The organism is Nocardia sp. NPDC050408, assembly GCF_044458905.1.
In the GTDB taxonomy this organism is placed as follows: Bacteria; Actinomycetota; Actinomycetes; order Mycobacteriales; family Mycobacteriaceae; genus Nocardia.
The window spans coordinates 1,017,478-1,041,048 of record NZ_JBITIL010000002.1; the positions used below are offsets into that span (position 1 = coordinate 1,017,478).

The window sequence follows — 23,571 nt, forward strand, 5'->3', positions numbered from 1 at the left end:
TTCGTTCGATCAACCTACTGAAGACACAGTAGGTTGGTTCCGACACTGTGACAAGGGTCTCAGGTGGCCCGATTTTTGCGCTGGCTCACAGCCCCAGAGATTTGGCTATGATCATTTTCATCACCTCACTGGTACCGGCATAGATGCGGGCGACACGCGCATCGGCATAGAGCCGGGCGATGGGATATTCCGTCATATAGCCGTAGCCGCCGAACAGTTGTAAGCAGCGGTCGACCACCCGCGCCTGTACCTCGGTGCAGAACAGCTTGACCCGCGCGGCATCGGCACCCGAGAGCTGTCCCGCGACCAATTCCAGCACCGCCCGATCGACCATCGTCTGGGCCGCCTCCACCTCCGTCGACAGCGCGGCCAGCTCGAATTTCGTGTTCTGGTACGCCGCCACCGGCTGGCCGAAAACCTTGCGCTGCTGCACATATTCGATGGTCGCGGTGATCGCGGCCCTGGCCTGTGCCACCGAGCCCACGGCGACCGTGATCCGCTCCTGCGCGAGATTGTGGCCGAGATAGGAGAACGCCTGTCCCTCGGCGCCGAGCCGGTTCGCCACCGGGACCCGCACATTGTCGAATGCCAACTCCACCGTGTCCTGTACCTTGCAGCCCAGCTTGTCCAGGACCCGGCCCTTGGTGAATCCGGTTCGGCCGCTTTCCACCACGATCAGGCTCAGGCCCGCGCGCCGGTTGTCCGGATCCGACGAGGTGCGGGCCACCACGATCACCAGATCCGCGAGTAGGCCACCGGTGATGAATGTCTTGGCGCCGTTGAGTATGTACTCCTCGCCGTCGCGAACCGCGGTGGTACGCACACCGGCCAGATCCGAGCCGGTGCCCGGCTCGGTCATGGCGATCGCGGTCAGCAGCTTGCCGCTGGCCAGACCCGGAAACCAGCGGTCGCGTTGTTCGGCATCGGCGTATTCCAAGAAGTAGGGCAGGATCACGTCGATCTGGGTGCGGACGGTACTGAGCGTGACGAGGGCGCGGTAGGCCTCCTCCTGCAGCACGGCATTGAAGCGGTAGTCCCGCACGCCGCCACCCCCGTATTCCTCGGGGATCGCGGTGCCGAGTAAGCCGAGTTCGCCCATCCGCTCGAAGATTTCGCGCGGCATCTGCCCGGCCCGCTCCCAATCCGGGTAGTGCGGCACCACCTCCTTATCGATGAATTCGCGGGCCAGCTGCCGGAATGCCTCGTGGTCTGGGGTGAAAATGTCTCGGCGCACGGTCGGCTCCTTCAGTGCACGAGTTCGACGACGGTGGCGTTGGCGGTGCCGCCGCCCTCGCACATGGTCTGCAGGCCGTAGCGAATTCCGTTGTCGCGCATGTGGTGGATCATCCGGGTCATGAGTACGGCGCCGGAGCCGCCGAGCGGGTGGCCCAGGGCGATCGCGCCGCCCAGCGGATTGAGCAGGTCCGGGTCGGCCCCGGTTTCGGCCAGCCAGGCCAGCGGGATCGGGGCGAATGCCTCGTTCACTTCGAAGACGCCGACCTCCGACAAACCGATACCGGCCTTGCGCAATACCTTCTCGGTGGCCGGAATCGGACCGGTCAGCATGAGCACCGGATCGGCACCCGTGACCGCGCCGGCCCGATACCGCACCAGTGGCGTCAGCCCCAACTCGCGCGCCTTTTCCGCAGTCGTCACCAACAGCGCCGCGGCGCCGTCGGAGATCTGCGACGAGTTACCGGCATGGATGACGCCATCGGCCTGGAAGGCGGGTTTCAGCCCGGCCAGTTTCTCGACCGTGCTGCCGGGTCGGATGCCCTCGTCGGCGATCACCGTCCCGGAATCGGTTGCGACGGCGACGATCTGCTCCTCGAACGCGCCGCGATCCTGGGCGGCGGCGGCCCGTTCGTGTGACAGCACCGAGAACTCATCGAGCCGGGTCCGGTCGAAACCCCATTTCTGCGCGATCAATTCGGCGGAGATGCCCTGGTTGAACGAGAAATCGTCATAGCGGGCAAGAGCTTTCGGGCCATAAGGCATGCCGTCGGCGCGCGCGGCACCCAGCGGCACCCGGCTCATCACCTCGACGCCACCCGCGACCACGACCTCCTGCGCCCCCGAGGCCACCGCCTGCGCGGCGAAATCCAGGGCCTGCTGGCTGGATCCGCAGGCCCGGTTCACCGTGGTTCCCGGAATGGTTTCCGGCCAGCCCGCGGCGAGCACCGCATAGCGCCCGATATTGCTGGACTGGTCGCCGACCTGGGAGACACAACCCCAGATGACGTCGTCGATGACCGCCGGGTCGATGCCCGAGCGGCCCGCCAGCGCATTGAGCACGATCGCCGACAGATCGGCGGGATGCGTACCCGACAGTCCGCCATTGCGTTTGCCGATCGCGGTCCGCACCGCTGCGGCGATGACTACCTCACGCATCTGCTGTACTCCCCTGTTCGGACCGGTCCGCGCCGCGGACCGGTGGTCTGTGCACGGTCCAGCGACCGTCGAACTGCGGTTCCCGTTTCTCGGCGAAGGCCGCGAACGCCTCCAGGGCGTCCGAGGTCGCGAAATTGAGGCCCTGCGCGGCGGCCTCCCCCGCGAGCGCTTCGCGCAAGGTGTGATCGGCGCCCGTATTGAGCAGCGCCTTGGTCTGCGCCAGCGCCACCGGCGGCCCCACCGCCAGCCGCGCAGCGAGATCGGTGACGTAGACGTCGATTTCGTCCGCGGGAACCACCCAGGTCACCAGGTTCAGTTCCCGCGCCTGTTCGGCGTCGATCATTTCGCCCAGCAATGCCAACCGCTTGGCCTGTTGCAGCCCGACCAGTTTCGGAAGCAGCCATGAGCCGCCCAGATCCAGCGAAAGTCCGCGGCGGGCGAAGATCTGCGAGAAACGGGATTCGGGCGTGGCCACCACCAGATCGCAGCCGAGCGCCAGATTCCATCCGGCGCCGACAGCAATACCGCTCACCTTCGCGACCGTCGGCATCGGCAGTTCGTGCAGCAGCAACGCCACATCGGTCAATGCCCGCATGCGATAGACCGGATGTCCGTTATCGGGCACCGAAATGTCCGCGCCGGAACAGAAAGCACCACCGGCCCCGGTGAGCACCAGTGCTCGCACGGAGCGATCGACCGCGGCGGCCCGCAGCGCATCCGCCAGCGCCTGCCACAGTTCGGCATCGATCGCGTTCTTGCGATGTGGCCTGTTCAGGGTCAAGGTTCGGACGCCGTCACGATCCTCGGTCAGCAGCGACCTCAGCATGCCCGCTCCGCGGGTTGGCGATATGCCGGACCGATTGCACCCGCCGCGCGAAGTTCGTCGATTTCCGCACCGCCGCAGCCGATCTCGGACAGCACGGCGTCGGTGTGCTCGCCGAGACCGGGAACCGCCCCCATGGGCGGATCGAAACCGTCGACAATGGCCGGTGGCAGCAGCGACGGGATCGGGCCGGATGGGGTGTCGATGCTGCGCCAGCGATCGCGGGCCGACAGTTGCGGGTGGGCGATAACCTCGCTGGGCAGGTTATAGCGGGAGTTGCCGATCCCGGCGGCGTCGGCGAGTTCCTGAATCCGCGCGAGATCGTGTCGGGCGCACCAGGATCCGATGGCCTCGTCGAGGATGTCGCGCCGCTTACAGCGGTCCGGATTGGTGCGCAGGCCCTCGTCGTCGGCCAGGTCGGGACGGTCGATGATGTCGCGGGCCAGCCGCTGCCACTCCCGATCGTTGGTGGTGCCAATCACCACGGTCTGTCCGTCCGCGGTTCGGTAGGCGCCATAGGGCGCGACCGCCGCCGAGCTCATACCCAGCGGTTGCATATCGATTCCGGAGTGCCTGGCGTAGGTGAGGTGATAGCCCATCACGTCGGCCATGGTGTCGAACAAGCTGACCGCGATCGTCGCGCCCGCATCGGATCCTCGACGCTGCCGTCCGCACATCGATGCCAGAATCGACAGCGCCGCATACTGTCCTGTGATGACATCGGCCATCGGCGGGCCCGGTTTCGCCGGGGCATCCGGATACCCGGTGACCGCGCACACCCCCGATTCGGCCTGCACCAGCAGGTCGTAGGCGCGCTTGTGCGACAGCGGCCCACCCGAGCCGAAACCGTCGATGGATACCGCGATCAGATCCGGATGCCGCTCGGCCAGATCCGCCGGTGCGAGACCGAGCCGGTCGGTCGCACCCGGCGCCAGATTCGATACCAGTACCTCGGCACGATCCAGCAAACGATGCAGAATCGCCACGCCCGCAGGCTTTTTCAGATCCAGCGTCACCGATTCCTTGCCGCGGTTAACCCAGACGAAATGCGCCGCCTGCCCCTCGACCACATCGTCGTAATACCGGGCGAAGTCGCCGCCGTCCGGATTTTCGATCTTGATCACCCGGGCACCGAAATCGGCGAGTGTGCGAGTGCACATCGGCGCCGACACCGCCTGTTCCAGGGCGACGACGGTAATCCCCGCCAACGGTCCCGCCTGCGCCGTACCCGGCATCACATCACCATGCCGCCGTCCACCGGCAGCACCTGCCCGGTGACGAACGAGGCGGCATCGGAGGCGAGGAAGACGAAGGCACCGGCCACCTCCGCCGGATCGGCCCAGCGCCGCAACGGAATTCGGTTCAACATCTGCGCCGCGAACTTGTCGCCGGTGCGAATGGTCTCGGTCATCGGCGTGGCAGCCAACGGCGCGAGCGCGTTCACCAGGATGTTCTTGCGCGCCAATTCGCGAGCCAGGGATTTGGTGATGCCGATGATGGCCGCCTTGGCCGCGGAGTAGTTGACCTGCCCCAGCGTGCCGACCAGCCCGGCCGACGAGGTGACGTTGATGATGCGCCCGGTGCCGTCGGTCGGCAGATACGGCAAGGCAGCCTGCGAGCAGTTGAAGGTGCCCAGCGTGTGGATCTCGAACAGTCGCCGCATCGAGTCGACGCTGGTATCGGCGAACATGTGCGGATCGGTGACACCGGCGTTGTTCACCACGATATGCAGTGTGCCGCCGGCCAATTCGGCCGCCTTGGCCGCCGCGGCGTCGGCGGCCGCCCGATCGGACACGTCGAGGGCGAAACTCGCCGCGCTACCACCGTTTCCGGTGATCTTCTCGGCGACGGCCGCGGCCGCATCCGCATCGCGGTCGGTGACCAGCACTGCGGCCCCCTGCGCCGCGAGGGCATGTGCCACCGCGGAGCCGATACCGCCTGCCGCGCCGGTGACCATCGCGGCCCGCCCGGTCAGCTCGAAAAGTTCGTTCCTGGCTGCCATTCGGTAAGTTCCTGCCTCTGCTAATAGCTTCTGGGTAGGCCCAGCGTGTGGGAGCCCAGGTAGTTGAGAATCATTTCCTGGCTGATCGGGGCGATCCGCATAACACGGGACTCCCGGAAATAGCGGGACACGTTGTATTCCTCGGCGTAACCCATGCCGCCGTGGGTCTGCAGCGCCCGGTCGGCCGCGGTGAATCCCGCGTCGGCGCACAGATATTTGGCGGTATTCGCCTCACGTCCGCACGATTTGCCGTTGTCGTAGAGCCAGGTTGCCTTGCGCAGCACCAATTCCGCGGCATCCAGGTGGGCCAGCGAATCGGCCAGCGGAAATTGAATGCCCTGGTTCATGCCGATCGGCCTGCCGAACACCACTCGCTCCTTGGCGTATTTCGTGGCCCGGTCGAGTGCGACTCGGCCCAGTCCGAGTGCCTCGGCGGCGATCAGCATGCGCTCGGGATTCAGGCCGTCGAGCAGATAGCTGAATCCCTTGCCCTCCTCCCCCACGCGATCCTCGACCGGGATATGCAGCCCGTCGATGAATACCTCGTTGGAGGTGACGGCATTGCGGCCCATCTTCGCGATCGGCCGGATATCGACGTGTGCGCGATCGATGTCGGTCAGGAACAGCGTCATGCCGTCGGTCTTCTTGGTGACCTCGTCGTAGCGCTGGGTGCGGGTCAGCAGCAGGATCTTCTCCGACTCCATCGCCTTGGAGATCCATACTTTGCGGCCGTTGACGACATAGTGGTCGCCATCGCGACGCGCGAAGGTGGTGATGTGGGTAGTGTCCAGGCCCGCACCGGGTTCGGTGACGCCGAAGCAGACGTGTAGATCACCGGTTGCGATGCGCGGCAGCGTCCGCTGTTTCAACTCCGCGGATCCGTGCACGATCACCGGATGCATGCCGAAGATCGACATGTGGATCGAGCTCGCGGCATTCATACCGCCGCCCGATCGTGACACCTCCTCGGCCAGCAGTGTGGCCTCGGTGATGCCCAACCCGTGTCCGCCGTATTCCTCCGGGATCGTGATGCCGAGCCAGCCGCCCTCGGCGATGGCGTTATAGAACTCCGTCGGGAATTGGTGCGCCTGATCCTTTTCCATCCAGTACTGGTCGTCGAATTTGCGGCACAGTTCGGCGACCGTGCTGCGGATCAGTTGCTGATCCTCGGTGAGTTCGAAATTCATGCCTCCGAGGTTCGTGTCGTCGTGCACGGGGCAACCCCTTTCAGTCGGAGGCGGGCAGCGCTTTGGCGGCCTTCAAGGTCATCGCGGCTCCATCGCAGGTCAGTTGACCGGTGCCGGAACTGGTGCACAGCAGCTCGACGGTTTCCGCGGCATCGACATAGCGTTTCCCGATCAGCGTGACCGCATCCGCCCCAGCCGATTTCGCGGGCGTGACCGAGGCCGCGGGCACCATGGGCGCACCACCGCACGCGATTTCCGGCCGAGCGTCGACGGGCGCCCGGACCACCACCACCCGCGTGCCGCATACGGTGCTGGCGAACTGGTCACCGGGACGAATCGGCGCCGTCATGGTGAATCTCCTTCCACTCGGGCTGACCCCTTGAGCCATCACGCTCTCGCTATCAGAAAACTATATTCTCATTATAGGAGAATCAACATCTGATCGGAAATGAGCATGACTGAGCAGCGACGAGCACGGGCGATCGCGATGACCGCCACCGAACGCGACGCCTTCCTACAGAGCCGGCCGATCTGCCGGGTAGCCACCATCGGCCCTGGCGGACATCCGCATACGAGCCCACTGTGGTTCGCCTGGGACGGCACAGCACTGTGGCTCAATTCGCTGGTGCGCAGCCAGCGGTGGACAGATATCACCCGCGATCCACGCATCAGCGCGATCGTCGACGACGGCGGAACCGACTTCCTGCAGCTGCGCGGCGTCGAACTGCGCGGCCGCGCCGAAGTGGTCGGCGAAACGCCGCGCACCGGCGCACCGGTCGAAGAGCTCACCGAACCGGAGCGGCTGTTCGCCGACAAGTACATGGGCGGGCAGCCATTTCGCTACGACGGCCGACACGGCTGGCTGCGGCTGACGCCGGACCACGTCATCAGCTGGGATTTCGCTCGGTTACAACGCCGACGTTGACTATCGCAGACGTCCATGGAAATCTAGTCTTCAGTTTTGGAGAATCTGATTCTCATGAGAGGAGGACAGGAGTGCGTCTGCCGCCGTTGCCCGCGGACCAATGGGACGACCGGACCCGCGATGCCTTCAAGACGTTGCTGCCGCGCGCGATCCGCAATGCGGAAGGGGCGGGCCCAGCGATGGGGCCGCTGGCCCGGCACCCAGACCTGACCGAGGCTTATCTCGGATTCAGCGTCTACTTGCTGTTCCGGTCCACACTGCCGCCCCGGGTGCGCGAGTTGACGATCCTGCGGGTCGCCCACCGGCGCGGCTGTGCCTACGAGTGGGCCCATCATCAGCAGTTCGGCCAGGAGGCCGGACTGACCCTCGACGAGATCGAGGCCGTCACCCGCGGTGAGGCCGCCGACGACTTCGACCGCCTCGTCCTCACCGCCGTCGACGAACTCGACGACAAATCCGAACTGTCCGACCAGACCTGGGCGGCACTTGCCGAACGACTCGATGAAAAGCAGCGCATGGACCTGGTTTTCACGGTCGGCGGCTACATCCTGCTGGCCATCGCGCTCAACACCTTCGGCGTACAGCCCGACCCTGAAAGGTAAATCCCTTGCCACACTTCACCAAACCGACGGCGGGCAGCTGGACGGAAAACTATCCCGAACTCGGCACCGAGGTCGTCGACTTCACCGACTCGACCGATCCCCAGTTCTACAAGGACGAGCAGGAAGCCATCTTCAAAAAGAGCTGGCTCAATGTCGGCCGCGTCGAGCGGCTGCCCCGTGTCGGCAGCTATTTCACCAGGGAGCTGGCCTGCGTCAACGCCTCGCTGGTCATCGTCAAGGACCACGATCAGCAGGTGCGGGCCTACTACAACATCTGCAGGCACCGCGGCAACAAACTGGTCTGGGACGACTACCCCGGCGAGGAGACCGCCGGGAGCTGCCGACAGTTCACCTGCAAATATCACGCCTGGCGCTACAGCCTCGAGGGCGAGGCCACCTTCGTCCAGCAGGAGAAGGAGTTCTTCGACCTCGATAAGAGCAAGTTCGGGCTCAAGGCCGTGCGCTGCGAGGTGTGGGAAGGCTTCATCTTCGTCAACCTCGACGACAACGCCCAGCCGTTGCAGGGATATCTCGGCGCATGGGCAAAAGGCCTGGAGGGCTACCCCTTCCACGAGATGACCGAGGTCTACAGCTACAAGGCCGAGATCGGCAGCAACTGGAAACTGTTCATCGATGCCTTCGCCGAGTTCTACCACGCGCCGGTGCTGCATATGAAGCAGGCGGTCAAGGACGAGGCCGACAAGCTGCTCAATGTCGGCTTCGAGGCACTGCACTACGAATGCTGGACCCCGCACTCGATGGTGTCCTCGTGGGGCGGTATGGCCCCGCCGAAGGACATCAATATGGTCAAGCCGATCGAGCGGGAGCTGCGCAGCGGCCTGTTCGGTCCATGGGAACGGCCCGATATCGAGGGCCTGGATCCGCTGCCGTCAGGTGTCAACCCCGCCGGCCACAAGGCTTGGGGCGTCGACGAATTCGAGGTCTTCCCCAACTTCGGCATCCTGATCTGGGCGCCGGGTTGGTATCTGACCTACCACTACTGGCCGACCGCGGTGAACAAGCACATCTTCGAGGCGAACCTGTACTTCGTGCCGTCGAAGAGCGCCCGGGAACGGCTCGGCAAGGAACTGGCGGCGGTCACATTCAAGGAATACGCGCTGCAGGACGCCAACACCCTCGAAGCGACCCAGACCATGCTCGAGACCGGTGTGATCACCGAATTCCCGCTCAACGACCAGGAGGTGCTGCTGCGCCACCTGCACCTCACCGTCCAGAAGATCGTCAAGGAGTACCGCGATGCCCGAAACAACTGAGAAGGCGCTGCCCGCCGAATTCGCCGACCTGGACCGGTTTTCGGGCTGGATCCTGGCCACCGAGCCCGAGCGTTACGCCAAGCGGCTGGCCTCCTCGATGGCGGAGATGCAGGACCTCTACGACACCGTCTTCCCACGCCTGCAGGCGGCGCTGGACTACTGCGACAAGTTCGAGTTGTCCGAGCTGCCCGATGATGCCCGGCACCTATTCCACCTGCTCCAGTCGCTGGTGATGGTGTCGTTCCCGATCGAGGTGTGGAAGCAGCCGCGGGTGCCCGACTCCGGCGCCGCCTACCTCGACGTCATCAAGGAGCCGGTGGTTTAACCATGCTGACACTGAAGGCGGCCGGTCTACTCGATATCGACACCGGCGAGATGATCCGACCCGGCATCGTTCGCATCGACGGCGATCGGATCGTCGGCCTCGGCGCGGGCGGGGACGACACCGACGAGGTCATCGATCTCGGTGATGTCGTGCTGCTGCCCGGCCTGATGGATATGGAGGTCAACCTCCTCATGGGCGGTCGCGGCGAGACCGGCCTGGCCTCCAGTGTGAAAGACGATCCCGCACTGCGCATGCTGCGTGCGGTGGGCAATGCCCGCCGCACGCTGCGGGCCGGTTTCACCACCGTGCGCAACCTCGGACTGTTCGTGAAGACCGGCGGCTACCTGCTGGATGTCGCGCTCGGCAAGGCGATCGACGCGGGCTGGATCGAGGGCCCGCGCGTCGTCCCGGCAGGACATGCGATCACGCCCACCGGGGGCCACCTGGATCCGACCATGTTCTCCGCCTTCGCGCCCGACGTGCTGAAGCTGACCCTCGAGGAGGGCATCGCCAACGGCGTCGACGAGGTGCGCAAGGCGGTGCGGTACCAGATCAAGCACGGCGCGCAGCTGATCAAGATCTGTGTCTCCGGTGGCGTCATGTCACTCACCGGAGCTCCTGGGGCACAACACTATTCGGACGAAGAGCTGCGTGCGATCGTCGATGAGGCGCACCGGCGCGGGCTCAAGGTCGCCGCCCACACGCACGGGGCGGAGGCGGTCAAACATGCCGTCGACGCCGGAATCGACTGCATCGAGCACGGCTTCCTCATCGACGACGAGGCGATCAAGATGATGGTGGCGGCGGGCACCTGGTTGGTGCCGACCACCCGGCTCGCCGATGCGATGGATGTGTCCAAGGCGGATCCGGCCTTGCAAGCCAAGGCCGCCGAGATGTTCCCGAAGGCCCGCACCTCGGTCCGGGCGGCCTACGAGGCCGGAGTGAAGATCGCCGTCGGCACGGACGCGCCGGCGATCCCGCACGGCCGCAACGCCGACGAATTGGTGGCACTGGTCGAACGCGGTATGAGCCCGATCGACGTCCTGCGGGCGGCCACGGTGCGCGCGGCCGAATTGATCGATGTCACCGACCGCGGGCGACTGGCCGAGGGACAGCTGGCCGACATCATCGGCGTGCCGGGAGATCCGTTGCGCGACATCACCGTCACCCAGAACGTGCGGTTCGTCATGAAAGGCGGCAAGGTACATGTCCAGAAATGACGATCTGCTGGAGATCCAGCAGCTGCTGGCCCGCTATGCGGTGACGATCACCAAGGGCGATATCGATGGTCTGCTCGCGGTATTCACCCCCGACGGCACCTACAGCGCATTCGGTGACACCTACACCCTCGATCTGTTCCCGGATCTGGTCGCGGCCGCGCCGAAGGGGCTATTCCTCACGGGCACACCGGTTCTCGATATCGATGGGGACACCGCCGCGGGCACCCAGCCGCTGTGCTTCATCGACCACAGCAGCCACGATATGCGCATCGGCTACTACACCGACAGCATCGTGCGGACCGAGGACGGATGGCGGCTGAAGACGCGCCGAATGACCTTCATTCGCCGCAGCGGCGTGCACGATTCGGGCATCCCACACGCCTTCGAGAACACCCGCGGATGACCATGGACGTGTCCGAATTCCGGTCCGGCGTGCGGGCCTGGCTGGACGAACACGATCTTTCCCCCGGTCCGGATCATTCGCTGGACGGTCAGGTCGCGCAATTGGCCCGCGTGCGCCGGGCCCTCTACGACGCGGACTGGATGCGCTACGGCTGGCCCGCCGCGGTCGGCGGTCTCGGTGGGCCAGCAATGCTCCGCGCGATTCTCGGTGAGGAGGTCGCCACCCGCGATCTGGCCGAGCCCGGACTCTATTCGATGGTCGAAGTGCTTGCGCCCACAATGATTTCATACGCGCGCCCGGACCTGGCCGCGGAAATGGTGCCATTGCTGCTGTCGGGCCGCGAACAGTGGTGCCAGGGCTTCTCGGAGCCGGGTTCGGGCAGCGACCTCGCCTCGCTGACGACGAAAGCCGTTGCGCGTGGCGTTGATTGGGTGGTCAACGGCCAGAAGGTGTGGACCAGCCTCGCCCAGTATTCGGCGCGCTGCGTCCTGCTGACCCGCACGGCCCCCGGGCACGACGGGATCACCGCGTTCTTCCTCGACATGGACTCCCCCGGCATCACGGTTCGTCCGCTGCGCACCATGCACGGTGTCGACGAATTCGCGGAGGTGTACTTCGACGATGTCGTGGTGCCCGGTGACCGCATGCTCGGACAGCCCGGCGACGGCTGGCGGGTCGCGATGGATCTGCTCCCGCACGAGCGCTCCACCTGCTTCTGGCACCGGGGCGCTTATCTTTTCACCCGGCTCGACCGATTGGCGGCGGCGGCCACGGTGGCCGACGATGCCGACCTCGGTGCCGCTTATCTGGCGTTGCATACGTTGCGCTGCCGCTCCCGGCTGACCCAGCAGCGACTGGCGGCCGGTGCGCACCTCGGACCGGAAACCTCGATCGACAAGGTGCTGCTGGCCAGCGCCGAACAGCAACTGTTCGACACCATTCGCGACGTGCTGCCCGGCTCGGTGGAGCTCACCGATCCCGAATTGCGCACCGAATTCCTCTATTCACGCGCGGCCACCATCTACGGCGGAACGGCCGAGATCCAGCGCAACATCATCGCGCGCCGTCTGCTCGACCTGGGCAAGGAGTAAGCCGTGACCGGCATCGATACCGATACTGCCGAGCTCGAACTGCTCACCGACACGCTGCGTAAGACGATGACGGCGTCGTCGGGTCAGCAACTCGATCAGGCGCTGACCGACCTCGGTTGGCCCGACCTACTCACCGCAATGCCGGACGTAGCAATACCTTTGGTGTTCCGCCTGCTGGGCGAGACCGGCGCGCACGCGCCACTGCTCAACGACGTCATCGCCCACGCCACCGGTACGCCGCTCGGCACCGCGCACCCGCTGCCGTTCGCGGGCGGGTCGTGGGTGGTCTGGGAACGCACCGATCGTCCCGGCACCACGGTGGACGAGGAGCTCCCCCTGCACTCGGTACGGACCGGAGCCGCTGGCGGGGTGGCTGCCGGTCGTCGCGCCCTGGCCTGGTGGCTGCTCGGCTGTAGCCGCGCCATGCTGGCGCTGGCCCGCCGACATGCCCTGGACCGCAAGCAATTCGGGCGTCCCGTCGCATCGTTCCAAGCGATCCGCCACCGCCTCGCCGAGACGCTGGTCGCCATCGAAGGCGCCGAGGCCACACTGACGGCCGCCGACGACGAGTTCGGCGCCCTGCTGGCCAAAGCCGCCGCCGGGCGCGCCGCATTGATCGCGGCTCGACACTGTCAGCAGACACTCGGCGGTATCGGCTTCACCGCCGAACACGACCTACAGCGGCATATCCGCCGTGTCCTGATTCTGGACGGATTGCTCGGCAGCACAAGGGAACTCACCCGTGAGGCGGGCACCCGCATCCGCACTACCGGCGCGGCACCGCGCCTGGTTCATCTGTAAACCAATCCCCCGAGGCACCTGCCATGAAATTCGCTCCAACCGCGATCGGCTATCTCCGCAGCGATGTATCCGGAATACGGCAAGGGTGGGACGAAACCCAGATCCGGAGCCTAGCCGGACGTCTCGGCTACAACCTCACCAAAACTGTTGCCTTCAGCGCCAAGACCGACAATCCAATGGCGCAACTCGTCGCGCTGGCTCGCAAGATGAACGCGGATGCGGTGATCGCACCGGGTCTGCCTCATTTCGGAGGTGCGATACCGCGCGAACTGGACCAGGTCACAGCCGTGATCACCGTTATCGAGCACACTGGGCGCGTGACGTCCAGCTAGAGCCGATCAGGTCCCCTTCCCGGTCGTGCTCTCGCGTCGGCGTCAGCCGGACTGGGCTCGCCGTTCAAGGGCTGCTGATATCAAGGCACGCGCAGTGTTGCCCGTCACGGATTGCTTCGCCAGGACGTTGAATGTGCGCCCGTATGTGGCGACCTCCCGTGGCTGGGTAATCGTGAGTTCGGCTGTCACGTTCTCGACCATCACTGTGCGATCGTCGAAAATGATGAAGTTCGATATTGGTACTTGGTAGCGGGTTTCGGCGGGCACGATCCCGAACAGCACCCGCGACATGCCCAGCACCGCAAGGAGGCGATCCAGTTGTCCAGTCATGATCCGGTCATCGCCGACAGTCGTCCGTAGCGCCTGTTCTCCGATCACGAAGTGAAACCGATGCTTTCGCTTATACAGGATCTGCTGACGTTCCATCCGCTTCGATACGCCCTCTTCGAGGTCATTCGGTATGCCCTGGAACTCGATCACATTGCGCATGATCTCTTCCGCATACTCGGCAGTCTGCAACAAGCCCGGGATCAGAACCGGCTCATACCAACGCATCAGCTGCGTCTCAGCTTCCAACTTGATCGAATGCTGCTGCCGCCGTTTCGTGCCGGTTCCAAGCACTCGGCGCCACTCCAGATATGACGCCTCCATGTTGCGGACGGTCGCGATGAGATCCGGCACCTGGTCCATGGAGTTTGTGTGCTCGCACCAGGTGCGAACGTCGGCATCGGTGGGTTTGGTCTTCCCGTACTCGATCTTCGACACCTTGGTTTGGTGCCAGCCTGCGAGGTGGGCGAGTTCCGTACCGGTGAGCCCCGAGTTGAGTCGAAGCTCCCGGAGTCGGCCTCCGAGAGCTTCGCGCAGTTGGTGAAGCGAATCACTCACTGGTTGGGGTACTCCGCGAGAGGGGTAGCGAGCGCCCAGACACGCTCTTTCACGGCTCGGCAGTACTCGACCATCCAAGGATCGCTCGTGACTGCGCCACCGACCCAACGGCCCGACGGCTCGAAGATCGTGTACGCCAGCACCGCGTTATCGAACAACCACCAGTCATCCACGGTCAACTCGGCCGAATCGATCAAGTGCCGCGGCAGGTAGCGAACGTCCTCGCCAGCTTCGGCATTGAACCGTGCCACTGCCTTCGCGAAGCGCGTGTACTCGGTGTGAGGTTCGGTCACCACGCGGGCACGGTTCACGGCCACACCGCGACTGGTCACGTCCCGCACGTGGTCGAGCCATGGTCGGAACCATGCGTAGTCGTCGGGTTCGTCCTGAAGGAATTTCCGGAACGGCTCGGACTCCTCTGGAGTCTCGTAGATGTCCTGAACTTCCAGGTGGAACGCCTCCCGCTGGCAGGAGTGGAATAGGCGGTTGAACGCCTCATCCCGCACGAGTTGCACCGTAGAAAGTCCTCTCTGCCTTCGGAACCTCGATGCATGTTTCGTCGTCGTAGATGTCCAGTCCCCCGAGTACGTCCGGGTCGGTGATCGGGATCCCGTCGAGAATGAATGTGCCGCGGCCGGTGTCGGTCATCGGCGCCCCGACGAACGTGTCCGGGAGCGCGAAACCGAGCAACAGGTGTGGGATCTCGACGGTTCCGGCTGAATCGGTTTTCCATCCTTGTACAACGTAGGTGTGTTGGTCGGTGGCGTAGAGGCTGGGGCATCCGCCGCCAGTGGTTCCGCCCTTGCCGAGAAACTGTAACCGCATGGCCTGGCTCTCCAATCGCTGTATGCGTACCTATGCTCACGCAGATTCCATATTCCTCTCCAAATGCCACCTGTAAAGAGGAACGATCGAATCAGAGCATTTTCGAGCATGAGCCTGGACGAGCATGCTCCCGGCTTCTTACCGTTCAAGCCCAGGCACTCGGCGCCGGGGTGATGCCTACGGGCCCTCGGCGCCGGGCGGCCTGCCAACCCGAACGAACACCGAGGCGGTACAGCCAATGCCGTTCATGCCTAATTCAAAACTGCCACAACGCGATCCCCTGGTCGGCCCGCCCGCGCCCTATAGCGGCGCACCGGCCGAAAAGATCGAACTTTTCGCGGGCGCGGTAGCCCAGTGGGCAGATCAGTCCTTGCTCGCACAGTCGTCCCGGTGCTGGGCAGAGCATGAACCACCCGAGGGGATGCGTCATGGCGCTCACTGAGCCACAGGCCAAAGTGTTAGCAGCACTGGCCATTCTGGAGCCCACGCACGCGCTGACCGTGCGCGAACTGTGCGGCCACGCTGGTCGCGCCGAGGCCGCTACACGTGCAGCGCTGCAAGGGCTCGCCGATTCCGGTCTCGCCCACGGTTCCCGCACACTCCCGGTCGGGTGGCGGATCTCCGACCGCGGGCGATCGCTGATCAAGGCACCGCCATACCGAGAATTCCTGCCGCGCAACGGCGCTGACACTGTGAGCACGAATAAGCCAAGCCAGTGAGGGCGAAACCAACCGCGATCGGATACCTGCGCACCGACGTATCCGGAAGCTCACAAACATGGGACGAAATCCAGATTCGCAGTCTCGCAAAGCGGTACGGCTACGACCTCGCCAAGACCGTGACGTTCAGCGCACAGACCGAACACCCACTGAGTCGGTTGCTGACCGTGGTCCAGCGCATGGATGTGGACGCGGTGATCACCCCCAACCTCGAGCACCTCGGCGGCGCGGTGCCGCCTGCCCTCATCCGAGTCTGCGAGATCAACACCATCTCGCCCGAGGCGACATACGCGCCGCACGCCCGGTTCCGGTTTGTCGATATGAACGGCGTCTGCTCCACAGCAACGCCGCTGGAAAGGAGGTGACCCAACATGGTGGCACGAGTTGAGGATCCAGGCCCGGACGGCAACAACCACGACAACTGGAATCAAGACCCGCGCGAAGACCGAGGCGAGGACGTAATTCGGCCGTGGGGGCGATAACCGCCGCGGAGTCACGAGTAGCAGCTTTGAACAACAAGAAGCGGCCCGACCCTAATGCGTGAAGGCCGGGCTGCCTTCTAGCAACCCCTGATGGAGAAAATAAATGAAGATCATCAGAGCCGCTCTCACAGCGTGCGCGATCACCGCATCGATGTTCGGTGCGATCACTCCGCCAACCGCCGCGGCACCGACACCGGTCAACGGGCCGTGCCTGTTCGGGCACGTCGATCCCAACAACGCCAACAGCGCGTGCAAAGGCAGCGACTCCGCGAACTGGCCGGAATCAGAGGCGAATCCGGACGGAAGTCCGAAACTGTCGTGTTCCCGGCTCAACAAGGGAGCTGGTGTCGCGCGAGAGCTGCGACGCATGGGTATCGATCTGGACCAGATCACTGCACAGCTGAGGGCAACGATGGATAGCGAGCGCTTCCGCGCGGTCCGCAATCGTGCTCGCTTCCTCGATGGGCGGGTCGTCGAACATTCCCTGATGGCCGTGTGGTGACCGAGTATCCGGACGGCACGATTACTGAGCACCGCGAGTAGGTCGACTCACCAAAACCGTTGCCTCCAGCGCCAAAACCGACGATCCGGTGGCAGAACTGGTCGCCCTGGCCCGAAAACGCGGACGCGGTGATCGCAACAGCAAGTCCGCGCTTTTCTACTACGAGACCGGAAAGCGCTCACTGACACCCGATGTCATAGCGTGGTACGAAAGGCGTTTTGGTGGCATCCAAGACCCGGTAGCAACCTTGCTCAACCTCGGAAGGGCTGATGTGGAACGGCGCTCTTTTCTACGTGTCGGGTACTCCACAGCTATCAGCGCGTCCGTGCTACTTCCCGGATGGCTCGACGGGGCAGCGTCAATCGGACCGAGAAAAGACGCGGCCCTCCGTCATGTGGGCCAAGCCGACGTAACCGCAGTGCGAGACGTGATGTCGCTGTTCTCCCAGATCGACCAACGGCTCGGAGGTGGTCATGGACGAACGGCTGTTGCCCAATATCTGACCAACGAGGTAACCAGCTATCTGAACGGCTCCTTCGCCAGCGAAGCTGTGCGACGTGAAATGTTCACAGCGGCCGGTGAATTGGCGTATCTGGCTGGGTGGATGGCGTTCGACAACGACGAACACGCAGTGGCACAGCGCTACTTCACCACCGCGACAAAACTTTCCGTCGAAGCAAACGATGGCCCACTGACGGGGCACGTGCTGCGGGCCATGGCACACCAAGCCGTCGACCTCGGCCACCCCCAACAAGGGCTCCAACTCGCCGAAGCATCAGTGAGCGGCAACCGCTACCGAGCCGCTTGCCCACGTGAGCGCGCGCTCCTGAAGGTTGTGCACGCCAAAGCATTGAGCGCAGCCGGTCAGAAAGCCGAGTCCGCAAAAGCCCTGCTCCAAGCCGAGCGCGACCTCACAGCCGCTACCGACTCCGATCATGAGCCCGCTCGGGTCTTCTTCTTCTCCGAAGCGAGCCTTGCTCACGAAACCGCTTGCGCACTACGCGATTCGGGCGACCTAGCCGGCGCCGCCGACCAATTCCAGCTCAGCGTCCGCAAACGCAAAGCCACGACGTTCACCCGAACCCACGCGGTAACCCTTGGCTACCTCGGCACCGTGCAGGCCCGCAGCAGCGAACTCGAGCAGGCATGCACCACATGGACATCCGCGCTCAACGCAATGGACGGCGTCCAGTCAGGTCGCACCCGCAAGATTGCCCGCGACATACGCGCAACCGTGGCACCGTATCGACAGGTCGCGGGAGCCAGCGAGATCGATCAGCGCGCTGCGGACTACCTAGCCGCCAGCGGAATGTAGAACAGGGGTCAAATGGCAGACGAAGTGTTCGAAGTTACGCCGATCGCACACGTGGTCGGCGGTCGTCGCGAACCCACAGATGATCACTGGGGAGGTACCGAGGCGATCATCCGCATAGATGACCCGCGGTTCACCGAAGAGTCCGTGCAAGGACTGGACGCGTTCAGCCACCTCGAAATCGTCTTCCGATTCCATTTGACCGATCCAACAGACCTGCACTTCGGTGCACGCAGCGCCCGCGACAACCCCGCATGGCCGGAGGTCGGCATCTTTGGGCACCGGAACATGCGGCGGGTCAACTGGCTCGGGGTTTCGCGTACTCGACTGCTTCGCGTAGACGGCTTGGATCTGCACGTAGCCGAGTTGGACGCGGTGGACGGCACACCCGTGCTGGACATCAAGCCGTGGTTCGCAGAGTTCGGGCCGCGTGGACAGATTCACCAGGCTCCGTGGTCAACCGAGATGCTCAAAGACTATTTCTAGACGGGGCAAAGCAATAACCCTGACGTCCCCACAGTGACGCTACGCCGGTCTCTGCACGTGCTGAGTCCCCGTCGTGCCGGATTCGGTAACCCAACTCCGGTAGCCCCGCCAGCGTGCAGCCCGGAAAGCGTCGCGGATGGAGCAGGCTATTGCCGTTCGGTCACCGTCGCGATGACCGGGAACTTGGTGTTGAGGGTCAGCGCGGAGATCGGTGTGAGGTCCGGGTTGTCGATGGTCAGCTCGAACCGGCTGACTATGGTCGAGAGCGCCAGCTGCATCTCCATCATCGCGAATGCGTTGCCGATGCAGAGGTGTCCGCCCGCGCCGAAGGGCAGCCACAAGTTCCGGTCACGGCCGGCGACCGCGTCGGCGGCGAAGCGGTCCGGGTCGAAGGTATCGGGCCGGTCCCAACACTCGGGGTTTCGGTGCGCGTGGTAGAAGCTGTACATCAGCGGCGTGCCTGCCGGGATGTGGTAGCCCCCGATCTCATCGTCCTCGGCGGCGCGCCGCTGCCCCATCCATGCCGGCGGTTTGAGCCGCAACACCTCCTCGAGTACCTGCTTGCTGTAGGGCAGCGTGGGCAGGTCGGCCAGGGTGGCATGCCTGCCGGTCAAGGCGCTGTCAACGTCATCGCGCAGCCGCTGGTGCACCTCCGGATGCAGTTGCAACAGCAGTATGGCCGACGTCAATGCCGAGGAGCTGGTCTCGTGACCGGCGAAGAGCATGGTGACGACCTCGTCACGCAGTTCCAGGTCCGTGAGTTTCTCGTTGGTATCGGCGTCCGTGGAGTTGATGAGCATAGACAGCAGCCCACCGCTGCCGGAGTCGCGCAAGTCGTCGATCACCTTGTAGACGATGGCATCCATTTCGGCGATCCCGCGCCAGAAGCGGCGATGGCTGGGCGTCGGAAACTTCAAGGGAACCAAGGGCATTCGCACGAACTTCCCCAACTCGGCGTTCACCTTCTGCGTCGCGCGGGCGAAGCCGGTGACCTCCGGGCCGTTGGGATCCAATCCGAACAGCGCCCGCACCACGATCCGCAGCGTGAGGTGGCTCATCTGCTCACCGATGTCGACCGTCCGTCCGGCGCGGGCGTGTTCGGCCCATTCGTCACACATGGAGTCGATCTCGGCCACCATGATCTCGCTCAGCGCACTGATCTTCTTGTGGTGGAAGGCCGGTTGGACGAGGCGCCGGTTGCGTCTCCACCGGTTGTGGTCGGCGATGGTCGCCAGCCCTCGCCCCACGAACGGCTCGATGATGTCGTACATCTGGGTCTCGCGGGTGAAGTTCGCCATGCGTTCCTGCAAGACGTACTTGATGTGGTGGGGATGGGTGATCCCGACCATGCTCCCGTTGATCAGTTGGAACCGAAAGACGTCGCCGTGGTGGGTCATGGAGTCGGAGAGGAACGAGATCGGGTCGACGACAAAATGTTTGGTATTCCGGAGGCGGCCGGCGACCATCGGGGGCAGGCCGCTGACTGTGGAGGTGGAAGACATGACAATAAGTAGAACCGATCTCCTCGGAATCCGGCTGATTTTCAGTAGTTGTGACTGGAGGCCAACTCCCGCAACAGGTCCCGGCCGGCAAAGCGGCTGACGTTCTCATCGCAGGCGAAAGTGGCGCTTTCGTAACGGATTCCGATGGCAGCGCGCACAGCCTGACTGCGGAACATACTATCGCGGCAAGCCCGGCCATTGCTCCGCTCTTGCTCGATCTGATCGCAAGCGCCCGGTAGCAACGCCGCCAGATCGGCAAGCGAGAGATCGTTCTCGCCGCCTCGCCTATCTGCCGATTCGACACCGCCACCATCCGCATTCGGCGAAAAGCCATTCCGCCACAACCAGAATCAGCTCCCAGGTCGTCGTCACCCGCACACGCCGCAGTCGACCTACTGCATCTTTTGCTTCATCTCGTCCAGATGGGCCAGAATCGGCAGCCCGGCGTGGCTGAGCGCATTGCCGTGGCCGGTCTGGTGCACATCGAACACCGATTGGATGGCGGCATAGAAGCCCTGTATGTCCAGCGTTTGATTCACCGCGCGCTTGGCCTGACGCAGTCCGAACGGCGGCATTTCGGCGATCTGGGTGGCCAGGGCGGTGGTCTGCGCATCCAGCTCGGCGCGCGGCACCACCTTGTTCACCATGCCGACCTGCTCGGCCTCGCGCGCGGTGACCGGGCGCCCGGTGAACAGGATCTCCTTGGCCTTGCGCGGCCCCAATTCCCAAGTGTGCCCATGATATTCGACGCCACCGATACCCATCAGCACGACCGGATCGGAGAAGAGCGCGTCCTCGGCGGCGACGATCAGATCGCACGGCCAACACAGCAGCAGCCCACCGGAGATGCAGCGCCCCTGCACCGCGGCGATGGATGGTTTCGGCACATTTCGCCAGCGCAGCGAATATTCCAGATAGCGGCGCGATTCGACGTTGTAGATCATGTCCAGGGTGATCTTGTCCGGTAGCGGCCCGCCCGAGCGCAGATCATGACCGGAGGAGAAATGCTTGCCTTCGGCCCGCAAGACGATCACCGACACGTCATCGTCGGCCGCCGCCCGTGCCCATGCCGCATCGAGTTCGTCCAGCAGTTCACCGTTTTGGGCGTTCGCGACCTCGGGACGATTCAGGGTAATGGTCGCGATCTTTTCGGCGACCCCGTAGAGAATATGCATACCGAACTCCGCTACCTGGGCAGTCCGAGCACCCGCTCGGCGACGATATTGCGCTGAATTTCGGAAGTGCCGCCGGCGATGGTTCCGGCGAAGCTGCGGACATACCGCTCGAACCAGCTGCTGATGAAATTGTCATTGTTCAGCGGATTGAACGGGGCGGTCATCGCCGGATGGATCAGCCCGTCGGAGCCCTGCGCGGACAGTGCCTGTTCCGAACCGTTCTGCACCGCCTCCGAACCGAGCAGTTTCAGCACCGACAGCGCGGCGACATCCTGTTGGCCCCGCGCCGCACGCGCCAGCGCCGCCGAACCGAGCAACCGCAGCGCCTGGGCATCCATGACCAGCGTCGCGTAACGGTCGCGGTCGAGGACGGTGCGCGGGTGGAAGTCCTCGATCAACTCCTGTAACCGGTCGGCGAAACTGAGCCACAGCAGCGTGCGCTCATGTCCGAGCGAACCATTGGCCACGCCCCAGCCGCCGTGCAGCGGGCCGACCAGGTTCTCGGCAGGCACTCGGACGTCGGAGAAGAACACCTCGTTGAAGTCCAGATCGTGTGGTCCACAGATGGAGGCGAACGGTCGCCGGGTCACGCCCGGAGTTTCGGTGGGGATCAGGAGCACGCTGATTCCCTTGTGCTTGGGCGCATCCGGATCGGTTCGCACGAATGTGAGCAGTACGTCGGCGTCGTGCGCGCCGGAGGTCCATACCTTCTGCCCATTCACCACGAAATGATCGCCGTCGCGCACGGCCCGGGTGCGCAGCCCGGCCAGATCCGAACCCGCACCCGGTTCGCTCATGCCGAGCGCCGCGGTGATCTCGGCACGCAAAATCCTTACCGCCCATTGCTTCTTCTGCTCCGCGCTGCCGAACGACAATAGCGAAGCGGCGATGATGCCGAGCCCCTGCGGATTGAAGCTGTGATAGATGCGCCGCTTGGACAGCTCCTCCAAATGCACGTACTGCTGCAGGATTCCGGCATTGCGGCCACCGAATTCCGGTGCGTTGCCGGGCAGCAACCAGCCGTGGTCGAACTGCACTCGCTGCCATTCCCGCGCCCACGGCGGGACCTCCGCGCTGGAGATCGGCCGATCCCGGGCGGCTACCGCCTCGTCGGGCATGAATTCAGTGAGGAAGGCGATGAATTCGGCCCGGAACTCCTCGACCTCGGTATCAAAAGTCAGTCGCACGGTACTCCTCGGCGATCAGCGCCCGGTGCTCGGCCGCGCCGCCGAGCAGCAGCTCACCGGCTTTGGCCCGCTTTAGCGCGAACTGCAGGTCGTTTTCCCAGGTAAAGCTCATGGCGCCGAATAACTGCATGCCCCTGCCGAACACCTGCGACTGACATTCGCCCGCCGCGGCCTTGGCCATCGACGCCGCCAGCCGCCGCCGCGGATCGTTCTCCCGGATCGTCATCGCCGCGAAATACGCTAGGGCGCGCGCTCTTTCGATCGCGACATGCATATCGACGGCCTTGTGTTTGACCGCCTGGAACGAGCCGATCGGCACGCCGAACTGCTGTCGGGTGCGCACATGCTCGAGCACCATGTCCAATACCCGTCGACACGCGCCGACCATGGTCAGCGCCAGTCCCGTCGTGGCCAGGTGACGCGCGGGCTCGGGATCGACGCGCAGGTAGCGATCGTCGGGAACCCGCACACCGGCGAAGCTCGCCTCGGCGACGTGCAGTACCGGATCGAACACTGTCGCCCGCCGCATGGTCACGTCGGCGGCGGGCACCACGAAGACACCGGCCTCGGTCACGACAGCCAACTGCCGCGCCCGATCGCCGTCGAGCACATGACGCGCGGTGCCGCTCAGCACCCAGCCATCCCGGTCTCGCACCGCCGACACCCCGTCGTACACTGCGGCACCCGGTTCACCAGAGCGCACGAAATCCGGTGCGAGCGGGGCGAATTGGGTCATGGTGGCGAGATATGGGGTGGGGTCGGTGGCCCGCCCCAACTCCTCGAGCACGATTGCCAGTTCCACCGCGTCGGCTGGAGCGGTCAGGTCCATCCATCCGAGCTCGATATAGGTGCGCCACAGTCCCTCCGGATCCGCGCCCTTATCGGCCACCTCGCGGATCAGCGTCGGCGGGCACTGTTTGGCGACCACCTCACGGACGGTTTGTTGCCACAGCAGTTGATCGGAGTCGAACTCCAAAAGCATCCGGCCTGCCTCCTTGCGCTCCGACACACTTCAGAACTGAGAATAACATTCTCCGCCATGGAAAGTAAGAGTCTCGCATTTGTTCACTGACACTGCGTCCAGCCAACACGGAGACAGCACGTTCTCCGGTACAGTGCA

28 protein-coding genes are annotated in these 23,571 nt (G+C 64.4%); 14 read left to right on the plus strand and 14 right to left on the minus strand.

Going from position 1 to position 23,571, the window contains the following annotated elements; genetic code table 11:
- Window positions 1-85: 85 nt before the first annotated feature.
- The 7 genes from ACIBJI_RS09485 to ACIBJI_RS09515 are packed head-to-tail and all read right to left on the minus strand — an operon-like array spanning window position 86 to window position 6,752.
- Window positions 86-1,234: an acyl-CoA dehydrogenase family protein gene (locus tag ACIBJI_RS09485; RefSeq protein ID WP_364342922.1), complete on the minus strand. Its 1,149-nt coding sequence runs from the start codon at window positions 1,232-1,234 to the stop codon at window positions 86-88.
- Between the two features lie 11 nt (window positions 1,235-1,245).
- Window positions 1,246-2,391, minus strand: coding sequence for a thiolase family protein (locus ACIBJI_RS09490; RefSeq protein WP_364342925.1), 1,146 nt, complete (start codon window positions 2,389-2,391; stop codon window positions 1,246-1,248).
- Window positions 2,384-3,217 carry an enoyl-CoA hydratase-related protein gene (locus tag ACIBJI_RS09495; RefSeq protein WP_364342928.1) on the minus strand — a complete coding sequence of 278 codons (834 nt, stop codon included), beginning with the start codon at window positions 3,215-3,217 and terminating at the stop codon, window positions 2,384-2,386. The genes ACIBJI_RS09490 and ACIBJI_RS09495 overlap by 8 nt, the downstream gene beginning before the upstream one ends.
- The gene (locus ACIBJI_RS09500) at window positions 3,211-4,449 is read right to left on the minus strand and encodes a CaiB/BaiF CoA-transferase family protein (RefSeq protein WP_364342931.1); all 1,239 of its coding nucleotides are present in this window, start codon (window positions 4,447-4,449) and stop codon (window positions 3,211-3,213) included. The genes ACIBJI_RS09495 and ACIBJI_RS09500 overlap by 7 nt, the downstream gene beginning before the upstream one ends.
- Window positions 4,449-5,216, minus strand: coding sequence for an SDR family NAD(P)-dependent oxidoreductase (locus tag ACIBJI_RS09505; RefSeq protein ID WP_364342934.1), 768 nt, complete (start codon window positions 5,214-5,216; stop codon window positions 4,449-4,451). The genes ACIBJI_RS09500 and ACIBJI_RS09505 overlap by 1 nt, the downstream gene beginning before the upstream one ends.
- A 20-nt stretch (window positions 5,217-5,236) precedes the next feature.
- Window positions 5,237-6,403, minus strand: a complete 1,167-nt coding sequence (locus ACIBJI_RS09510; protein ID WP_364342937.1) for an acyl-CoA dehydrogenase family protein — start codon at window positions 6,401-6,403, stop codon at window positions 5,237-5,239.
- Window positions 6,404-6,443: 40 nt separating this feature from the next.
- The gene (locus tag ACIBJI_RS09515) at window positions 6,444-6,752 is read right to left on the minus strand and encodes a hypothetical protein (protein WP_364342940.1); all 309 of its coding nucleotides are present in this window, start codon (window positions 6,750-6,752) and stop codon (window positions 6,444-6,446) included.
- 105 nt (window positions 6,753-6,857) lie between these two features.
- On the opposite strand from ACIBJI_RS09515, the gene ACIBJI_RS09520 reads away from it, so the two are divergent.
- The 9 genes from ACIBJI_RS09520 (at window position 6,858) to ACIBJI_RS09560 (ending at window position 13,376) form a co-directional block, all read left to right on the plus strand.
- Window positions 6,858-7,328 carry a pyridoxamine 5'-phosphate oxidase family protein gene (locus ACIBJI_RS09520; RefSeq protein ID WP_364342944.1) on the plus strand — a complete coding sequence of 157 codons (471 nt, stop codon included), beginning with the start codon at window positions 6,858-6,860 and terminating at the stop codon, window positions 7,326-7,328.
- 71 nt (window positions 7,329-7,399) lie between these two features.
- Window positions 7,400-7,930, plus strand: a complete 531-nt coding sequence (locus tag ACIBJI_RS09525) for a carboxymuconolactone decarboxylase family protein (RefSeq protein ID WP_364342947.1) — start codon at window positions 7,400-7,402, stop codon at window positions 7,928-7,930.
- Between the two features lie 5 nt (window positions 7,931-7,935).
- Window positions 7,936-9,204: an aromatic ring-hydroxylating dioxygenase subunit alpha gene (locus ACIBJI_RS09530; protein WP_364342950.1), complete on the plus strand. Its 1,269-nt coding sequence runs from the start codon at window positions 7,936-7,938 to the stop codon at window positions 9,202-9,204.
- Window positions 9,188-9,529, plus strand: coding sequence for a hypothetical protein (locus tag ACIBJI_RS09535; protein WP_364342953.1), 342 nt, complete (start codon window positions 9,188-9,190; stop codon window positions 9,527-9,529). Before ACIBJI_RS09530 ends, ACIBJI_RS09535 begins: the two co-directional genes overlap by 17 nt.
- A 2-nt stretch (window positions 9,530-9,531) precedes the next feature.
- The gene (locus ACIBJI_RS09540) at window positions 9,532-10,749 is read left to right on the plus strand and encodes an amidohydrolase family protein (protein WP_364342956.1); all 1,218 of its coding nucleotides are present in this window, start codon (window positions 9,532-9,534) and stop codon (window positions 10,747-10,749) included.
- Window positions 10,736-11,152: a nuclear transport factor 2 family protein gene (locus ACIBJI_RS09545; RefSeq protein ID WP_397083684.1), complete on the plus strand. Its 417-nt coding sequence runs from the start codon at window positions 10,736-10,738 to the stop codon at window positions 11,150-11,152. Before ACIBJI_RS09540 ends, ACIBJI_RS09545 begins: the two co-directional genes overlap by 14 nt.
- A 2-nt stretch (window positions 11,153-11,154) precedes the next feature.
- A complete protein-coding gene (locus tag ACIBJI_RS09550; protein WP_397083748.1) occupies window positions 11,155-12,243 on the plus strand; it encodes an acyl-CoA dehydrogenase family protein in 1,089 nt (362 codons plus the stop codon).
- A gap of 66 nt (window positions 12,244-12,309) precedes the next feature.
- Window positions 12,310-13,044: an acyl-CoA dehydrogenase family protein gene (locus ACIBJI_RS09555; RefSeq protein WP_364343114.1), complete on the plus strand. Its 735-nt coding sequence runs from the start codon at window positions 12,310-12,312 to the stop codon at window positions 13,042-13,044.
- 23 nt (window positions 13,045-13,067) lie between these two features.
- On the plus strand, window positions 13,068-13,376 hold the full coding sequence (locus ACIBJI_RS09560) for a hypothetical protein (protein ID WP_364342962.1): 309 nt from the start codon (window positions 13,068-13,070) through the stop codon (window positions 13,374-13,376).
- Window positions 13,377-13,418: 42 nt separating this feature from the next.
- Here the strand turns inward: ACIBJI_RS09560 and ACIBJI_RS09565 are convergent, their stop codons facing one another.
- Genes ACIBJI_RS09565 through ACIBJI_RS09575 form a run of 3 tightly spaced genes read right to left on the minus strand, consistent with a single transcriptional unit; the run spans window position 13,419 to window position 15,086 of the window.
- Window positions 13,419-14,261 carry a helix-turn-helix domain-containing protein gene (locus ACIBJI_RS09565; protein WP_397083686.1) on the minus strand — a complete coding sequence of 281 codons (843 nt, stop codon included), beginning with the start codon at window positions 14,259-14,261 and terminating at the stop codon, window positions 13,419-13,421.
- A complete protein-coding gene (locus ACIBJI_RS09570) occupies window positions 14,258-14,767 on the minus strand; it encodes a DUF6879 family protein (protein WP_364342964.1) in 510 nt (169 codons plus the stop codon). The genes ACIBJI_RS09565 and ACIBJI_RS09570 overlap by 4 nt, the downstream gene beginning before the upstream one ends.
- Window positions 14,757-15,086, minus strand: coding sequence for a hypothetical protein (locus ACIBJI_RS09575; protein ID WP_364342967.1), 330 nt, complete (start codon window positions 15,084-15,086; stop codon window positions 14,757-14,759). Before ACIBJI_RS09575 ends, ACIBJI_RS09570 begins: the two co-directional genes overlap by 11 nt.
- 428 nt (window positions 15,087-15,514) lie before the next feature.
- Between ACIBJI_RS09575 and ACIBJI_RS09580 the strand changes: the two genes are divergently transcribed.
- The 5 genes from ACIBJI_RS09580 to ACIBJI_RS09600 all read left to right on the plus strand — a co-directional run bounded on the left by ACIBJI_RS09580 (window position 15,515) and on the right by ACIBJI_RS09600 (window position 18,587).
- Complete coding sequence (locus ACIBJI_RS09580) at window positions 15,515-15,805, plus strand: hypothetical protein (RefSeq protein WP_364342970.1); 291 nt, start codon at window positions 15,515-15,517, stop codon at window positions 15,803-15,805.
- Window positions 15,802-16,170 carry a hypothetical protein gene (locus ACIBJI_RS09585; RefSeq protein WP_364342973.1) on the plus strand — a complete coding sequence of 123 codons (369 nt, stop codon included), beginning with the start codon at window positions 15,802-15,804 and terminating at the stop codon, window positions 16,168-16,170. Before ACIBJI_RS09580 ends, ACIBJI_RS09585 begins: the two co-directional genes overlap by 4 nt.
- Window positions 16,171-16,390: 220 nt before the next feature.
- Window positions 16,391-16,789 (plus strand): hypothetical protein, encoded by a 399-nt coding sequence (locus ACIBJI_RS09590; RefSeq protein ID WP_397083691.1) that lies wholly within the window; start codon window positions 16,391-16,393, stop codon window positions 16,787-16,789.
- A gap of 394 nt (window positions 16,790-17,183) precedes the next feature.
- Complete coding sequence (locus ACIBJI_RS09595; RefSeq protein WP_397083693.1) at window positions 17,184-18,104, plus strand: hypothetical protein; 921 nt, start codon at window positions 17,184-17,186, stop codon at window positions 18,102-18,104.
- A gap of 12 nt (window positions 18,105-18,116) precedes the next feature.
- Window positions 18,117-18,587 carry an SAM-dependent methyltransferase gene (locus tag ACIBJI_RS09600; protein ID WP_397083695.1) on the plus strand — a complete coding sequence of 157 codons (471 nt, stop codon included), beginning with the start codon at window positions 18,117-18,119 and terminating at the stop codon, window positions 18,585-18,587.
- Window positions 18,588-18,733: 146 nt separating this feature from the next.
- Here ACIBJI_RS09600 and ACIBJI_RS09605 read toward each other — a convergent pair whose 3' ends face one another.
- The 4 genes from ACIBJI_RS09605 to ACIBJI_RS09620 all read right to left on the minus strand — a co-directional run bounded on the left by ACIBJI_RS09605 (window position 18,734) and on the right by ACIBJI_RS09620 (window position 23,433).
- Entirely contained in the window at window positions 18,734-20,089 is a 1,356-nt protein-coding gene (locus ACIBJI_RS09605) for a cytochrome P450 (protein WP_364342985.1), read from the minus strand.
- Window positions 20,090-20,481: 392 nt separating this feature from the next.
- Complete coding sequence (locus tag ACIBJI_RS09610) at window positions 20,482-21,264, minus strand: enoyl-CoA hydratase (RefSeq protein WP_397083697.1); 783 nt, start codon at window positions 21,262-21,264, stop codon at window positions 20,482-20,484.
- An 11-nt stretch (window positions 21,265-21,275) separates the two neighbouring features.
- The gene (locus tag ACIBJI_RS09615) at window positions 21,276-22,451 is read right to left on the minus strand and encodes an acyl-CoA dehydrogenase family protein (RefSeq protein ID WP_364342991.1); all 1,176 of its coding nucleotides are present in this window, start codon (window positions 22,449-22,451) and stop codon (window positions 21,276-21,278) included.
- The gene (locus ACIBJI_RS09620) at window positions 22,435-23,433 is read right to left on the minus strand and encodes an acyl-CoA dehydrogenase family protein (RefSeq protein WP_364342994.1); all 999 of its coding nucleotides are present in this window, start codon (window positions 23,431-23,433) and stop codon (window positions 22,435-22,437) included. Before ACIBJI_RS09620 ends, ACIBJI_RS09615 begins: the two co-directional genes overlap by 17 nt.
- Window positions 23,434-23,571: the final 138 nt, after the last annotated feature.

Bases quoted from the DNA above. Each gene is read 5' to 3' on its own strand.
- ACIBJI_RS09500 (WP_364342931.1), bottom strand. From the start codon at position 4,449: ATGCCGGGTACGGCGCAGGCGGGACCGTTGGCGGGGATTACCGTCGTC.
- ACIBJI_RS09535 (WP_364342953.1), top strand. From the start codon at position 9,188: ATGCCCGAAACAACTGAGAAGGCGCTGCCCGCCGAATTCGCCGACCTG.
- ACIBJI_RS09515 (WP_364342940.1), bottom strand. From the start codon at position 6,752: ATGACGGCGCCGATTCGTCCCGGTGACCAGTTCGCCAGCACCGTATGC.
- ACIBJI_RS09550 (WP_397083748.1), top strand. From the start codon at position 11,155: ATGGACGTGTCCGAATTCCGGTCCGGCGTGCGGGCCTGGCTGGACGAA.
- ACIBJI_RS09610 (WP_397083697.1), bottom strand. From the start codon at position 21,264: ATGCATATTCTCTACGGGGTCGCCGAAAAGATCGCGACCATTACCCTG.
- ACIBJI_RS09520 (WP_364342944.1), top strand. From the start codon at position 6,858: ATGACTGAGCAGCGACGAGCACGGGCGATCGCGATGACCGCCACCGAA.
- ACIBJI_RS09605 (WP_364342985.1), bottom strand. From the start codon at position 20,089: ATGTCTTCCACCTCCACAGTCAGCGGCCTGCCCCCGATGGTCGCCGGC.
- ACIBJI_RS09505 (WP_364342934.1), bottom strand. From the start codon at position 5,216: ATGGCAGCCAGGAACGAACTTTTCGAGCTGACCGGGCGGGCCGCGATG.
- ACIBJI_RS09555 (WP_364343114.1), top strand. From the start codon at position 12,310: ATGACGGCGTCGTCGGGTCAGCAACTCGATCAGGCGCTGACCGACCTC.
- ACIBJI_RS09575 (WP_364342967.1), bottom strand. From the start codon at position 15,086: ATGCGGTTACAGTTTCTCGGCAAGGGCGGAACCACTGGCGGCGGATGC.
- ACIBJI_RS09600 (WP_397083695.1), top strand. From the start codon at position 18,117: ATGGCAGACGAAGTGTTCGAAGTTACGCCGATCGCACACGTGGTCGGC.
- ACIBJI_RS09490 (WP_364342925.1), bottom strand. From the start codon at position 2,391: ATGCGTGAGGTAGTCATCGCCGCAGCGGTGCGGACCGCGATCGGCAAA.
- ACIBJI_RS09580 (WP_364342970.1), top strand. From the start codon at position 15,515: ATGGCGCTCACTGAGCCACAGGCCAAAGTGTTAGCAGCACTGGCCATT.
- ACIBJI_RS09510 (WP_364342937.1), bottom strand. From the start codon at position 6,403: ATGAATTTCGAACTCACCGAGGATCAGCAACTGATCCGCAGCACGGTC.
- ACIBJI_RS09620 (WP_364342994.1), bottom strand. From the start codon at position 23,433: ATGCTTTTGGAGTTCGACTCCGATCAACTGCTGTGGCAACAAACCGTC.
- ACIBJI_RS09590 (WP_397083691.1), top strand. From the start codon at position 16,391: ATGAAGATCATCAGAGCCGCTCTCACAGCGTGCGCGATCACCGCATCG.
- ACIBJI_RS09540 (WP_364342956.1), top strand. From the start codon at position 9,532: ATGCTGACACTGAAGGCGGCCGGTCTACTCGATATCGACACCGGCGAG.
- ACIBJI_RS09495 (WP_364342928.1), bottom strand. From the start codon at position 3,217: ATGCTGAGGTCGCTGCTGACCGAGGATCGTGACGGCGTCCGAACCTTG.
- ACIBJI_RS09545 (WP_397083684.1), top strand. From the start codon at position 10,736: ATGTCCAGAAATGACGATCTGCTGGAGATCCAGCAGCTGCTGGCCCGC.
- ACIBJI_RS09560 (WP_364342962.1), top strand. From the start codon at position 13,068: ATGAAATTCGCTCCAACCGCGATCGGCTATCTCCGCAGCGATGTATCC.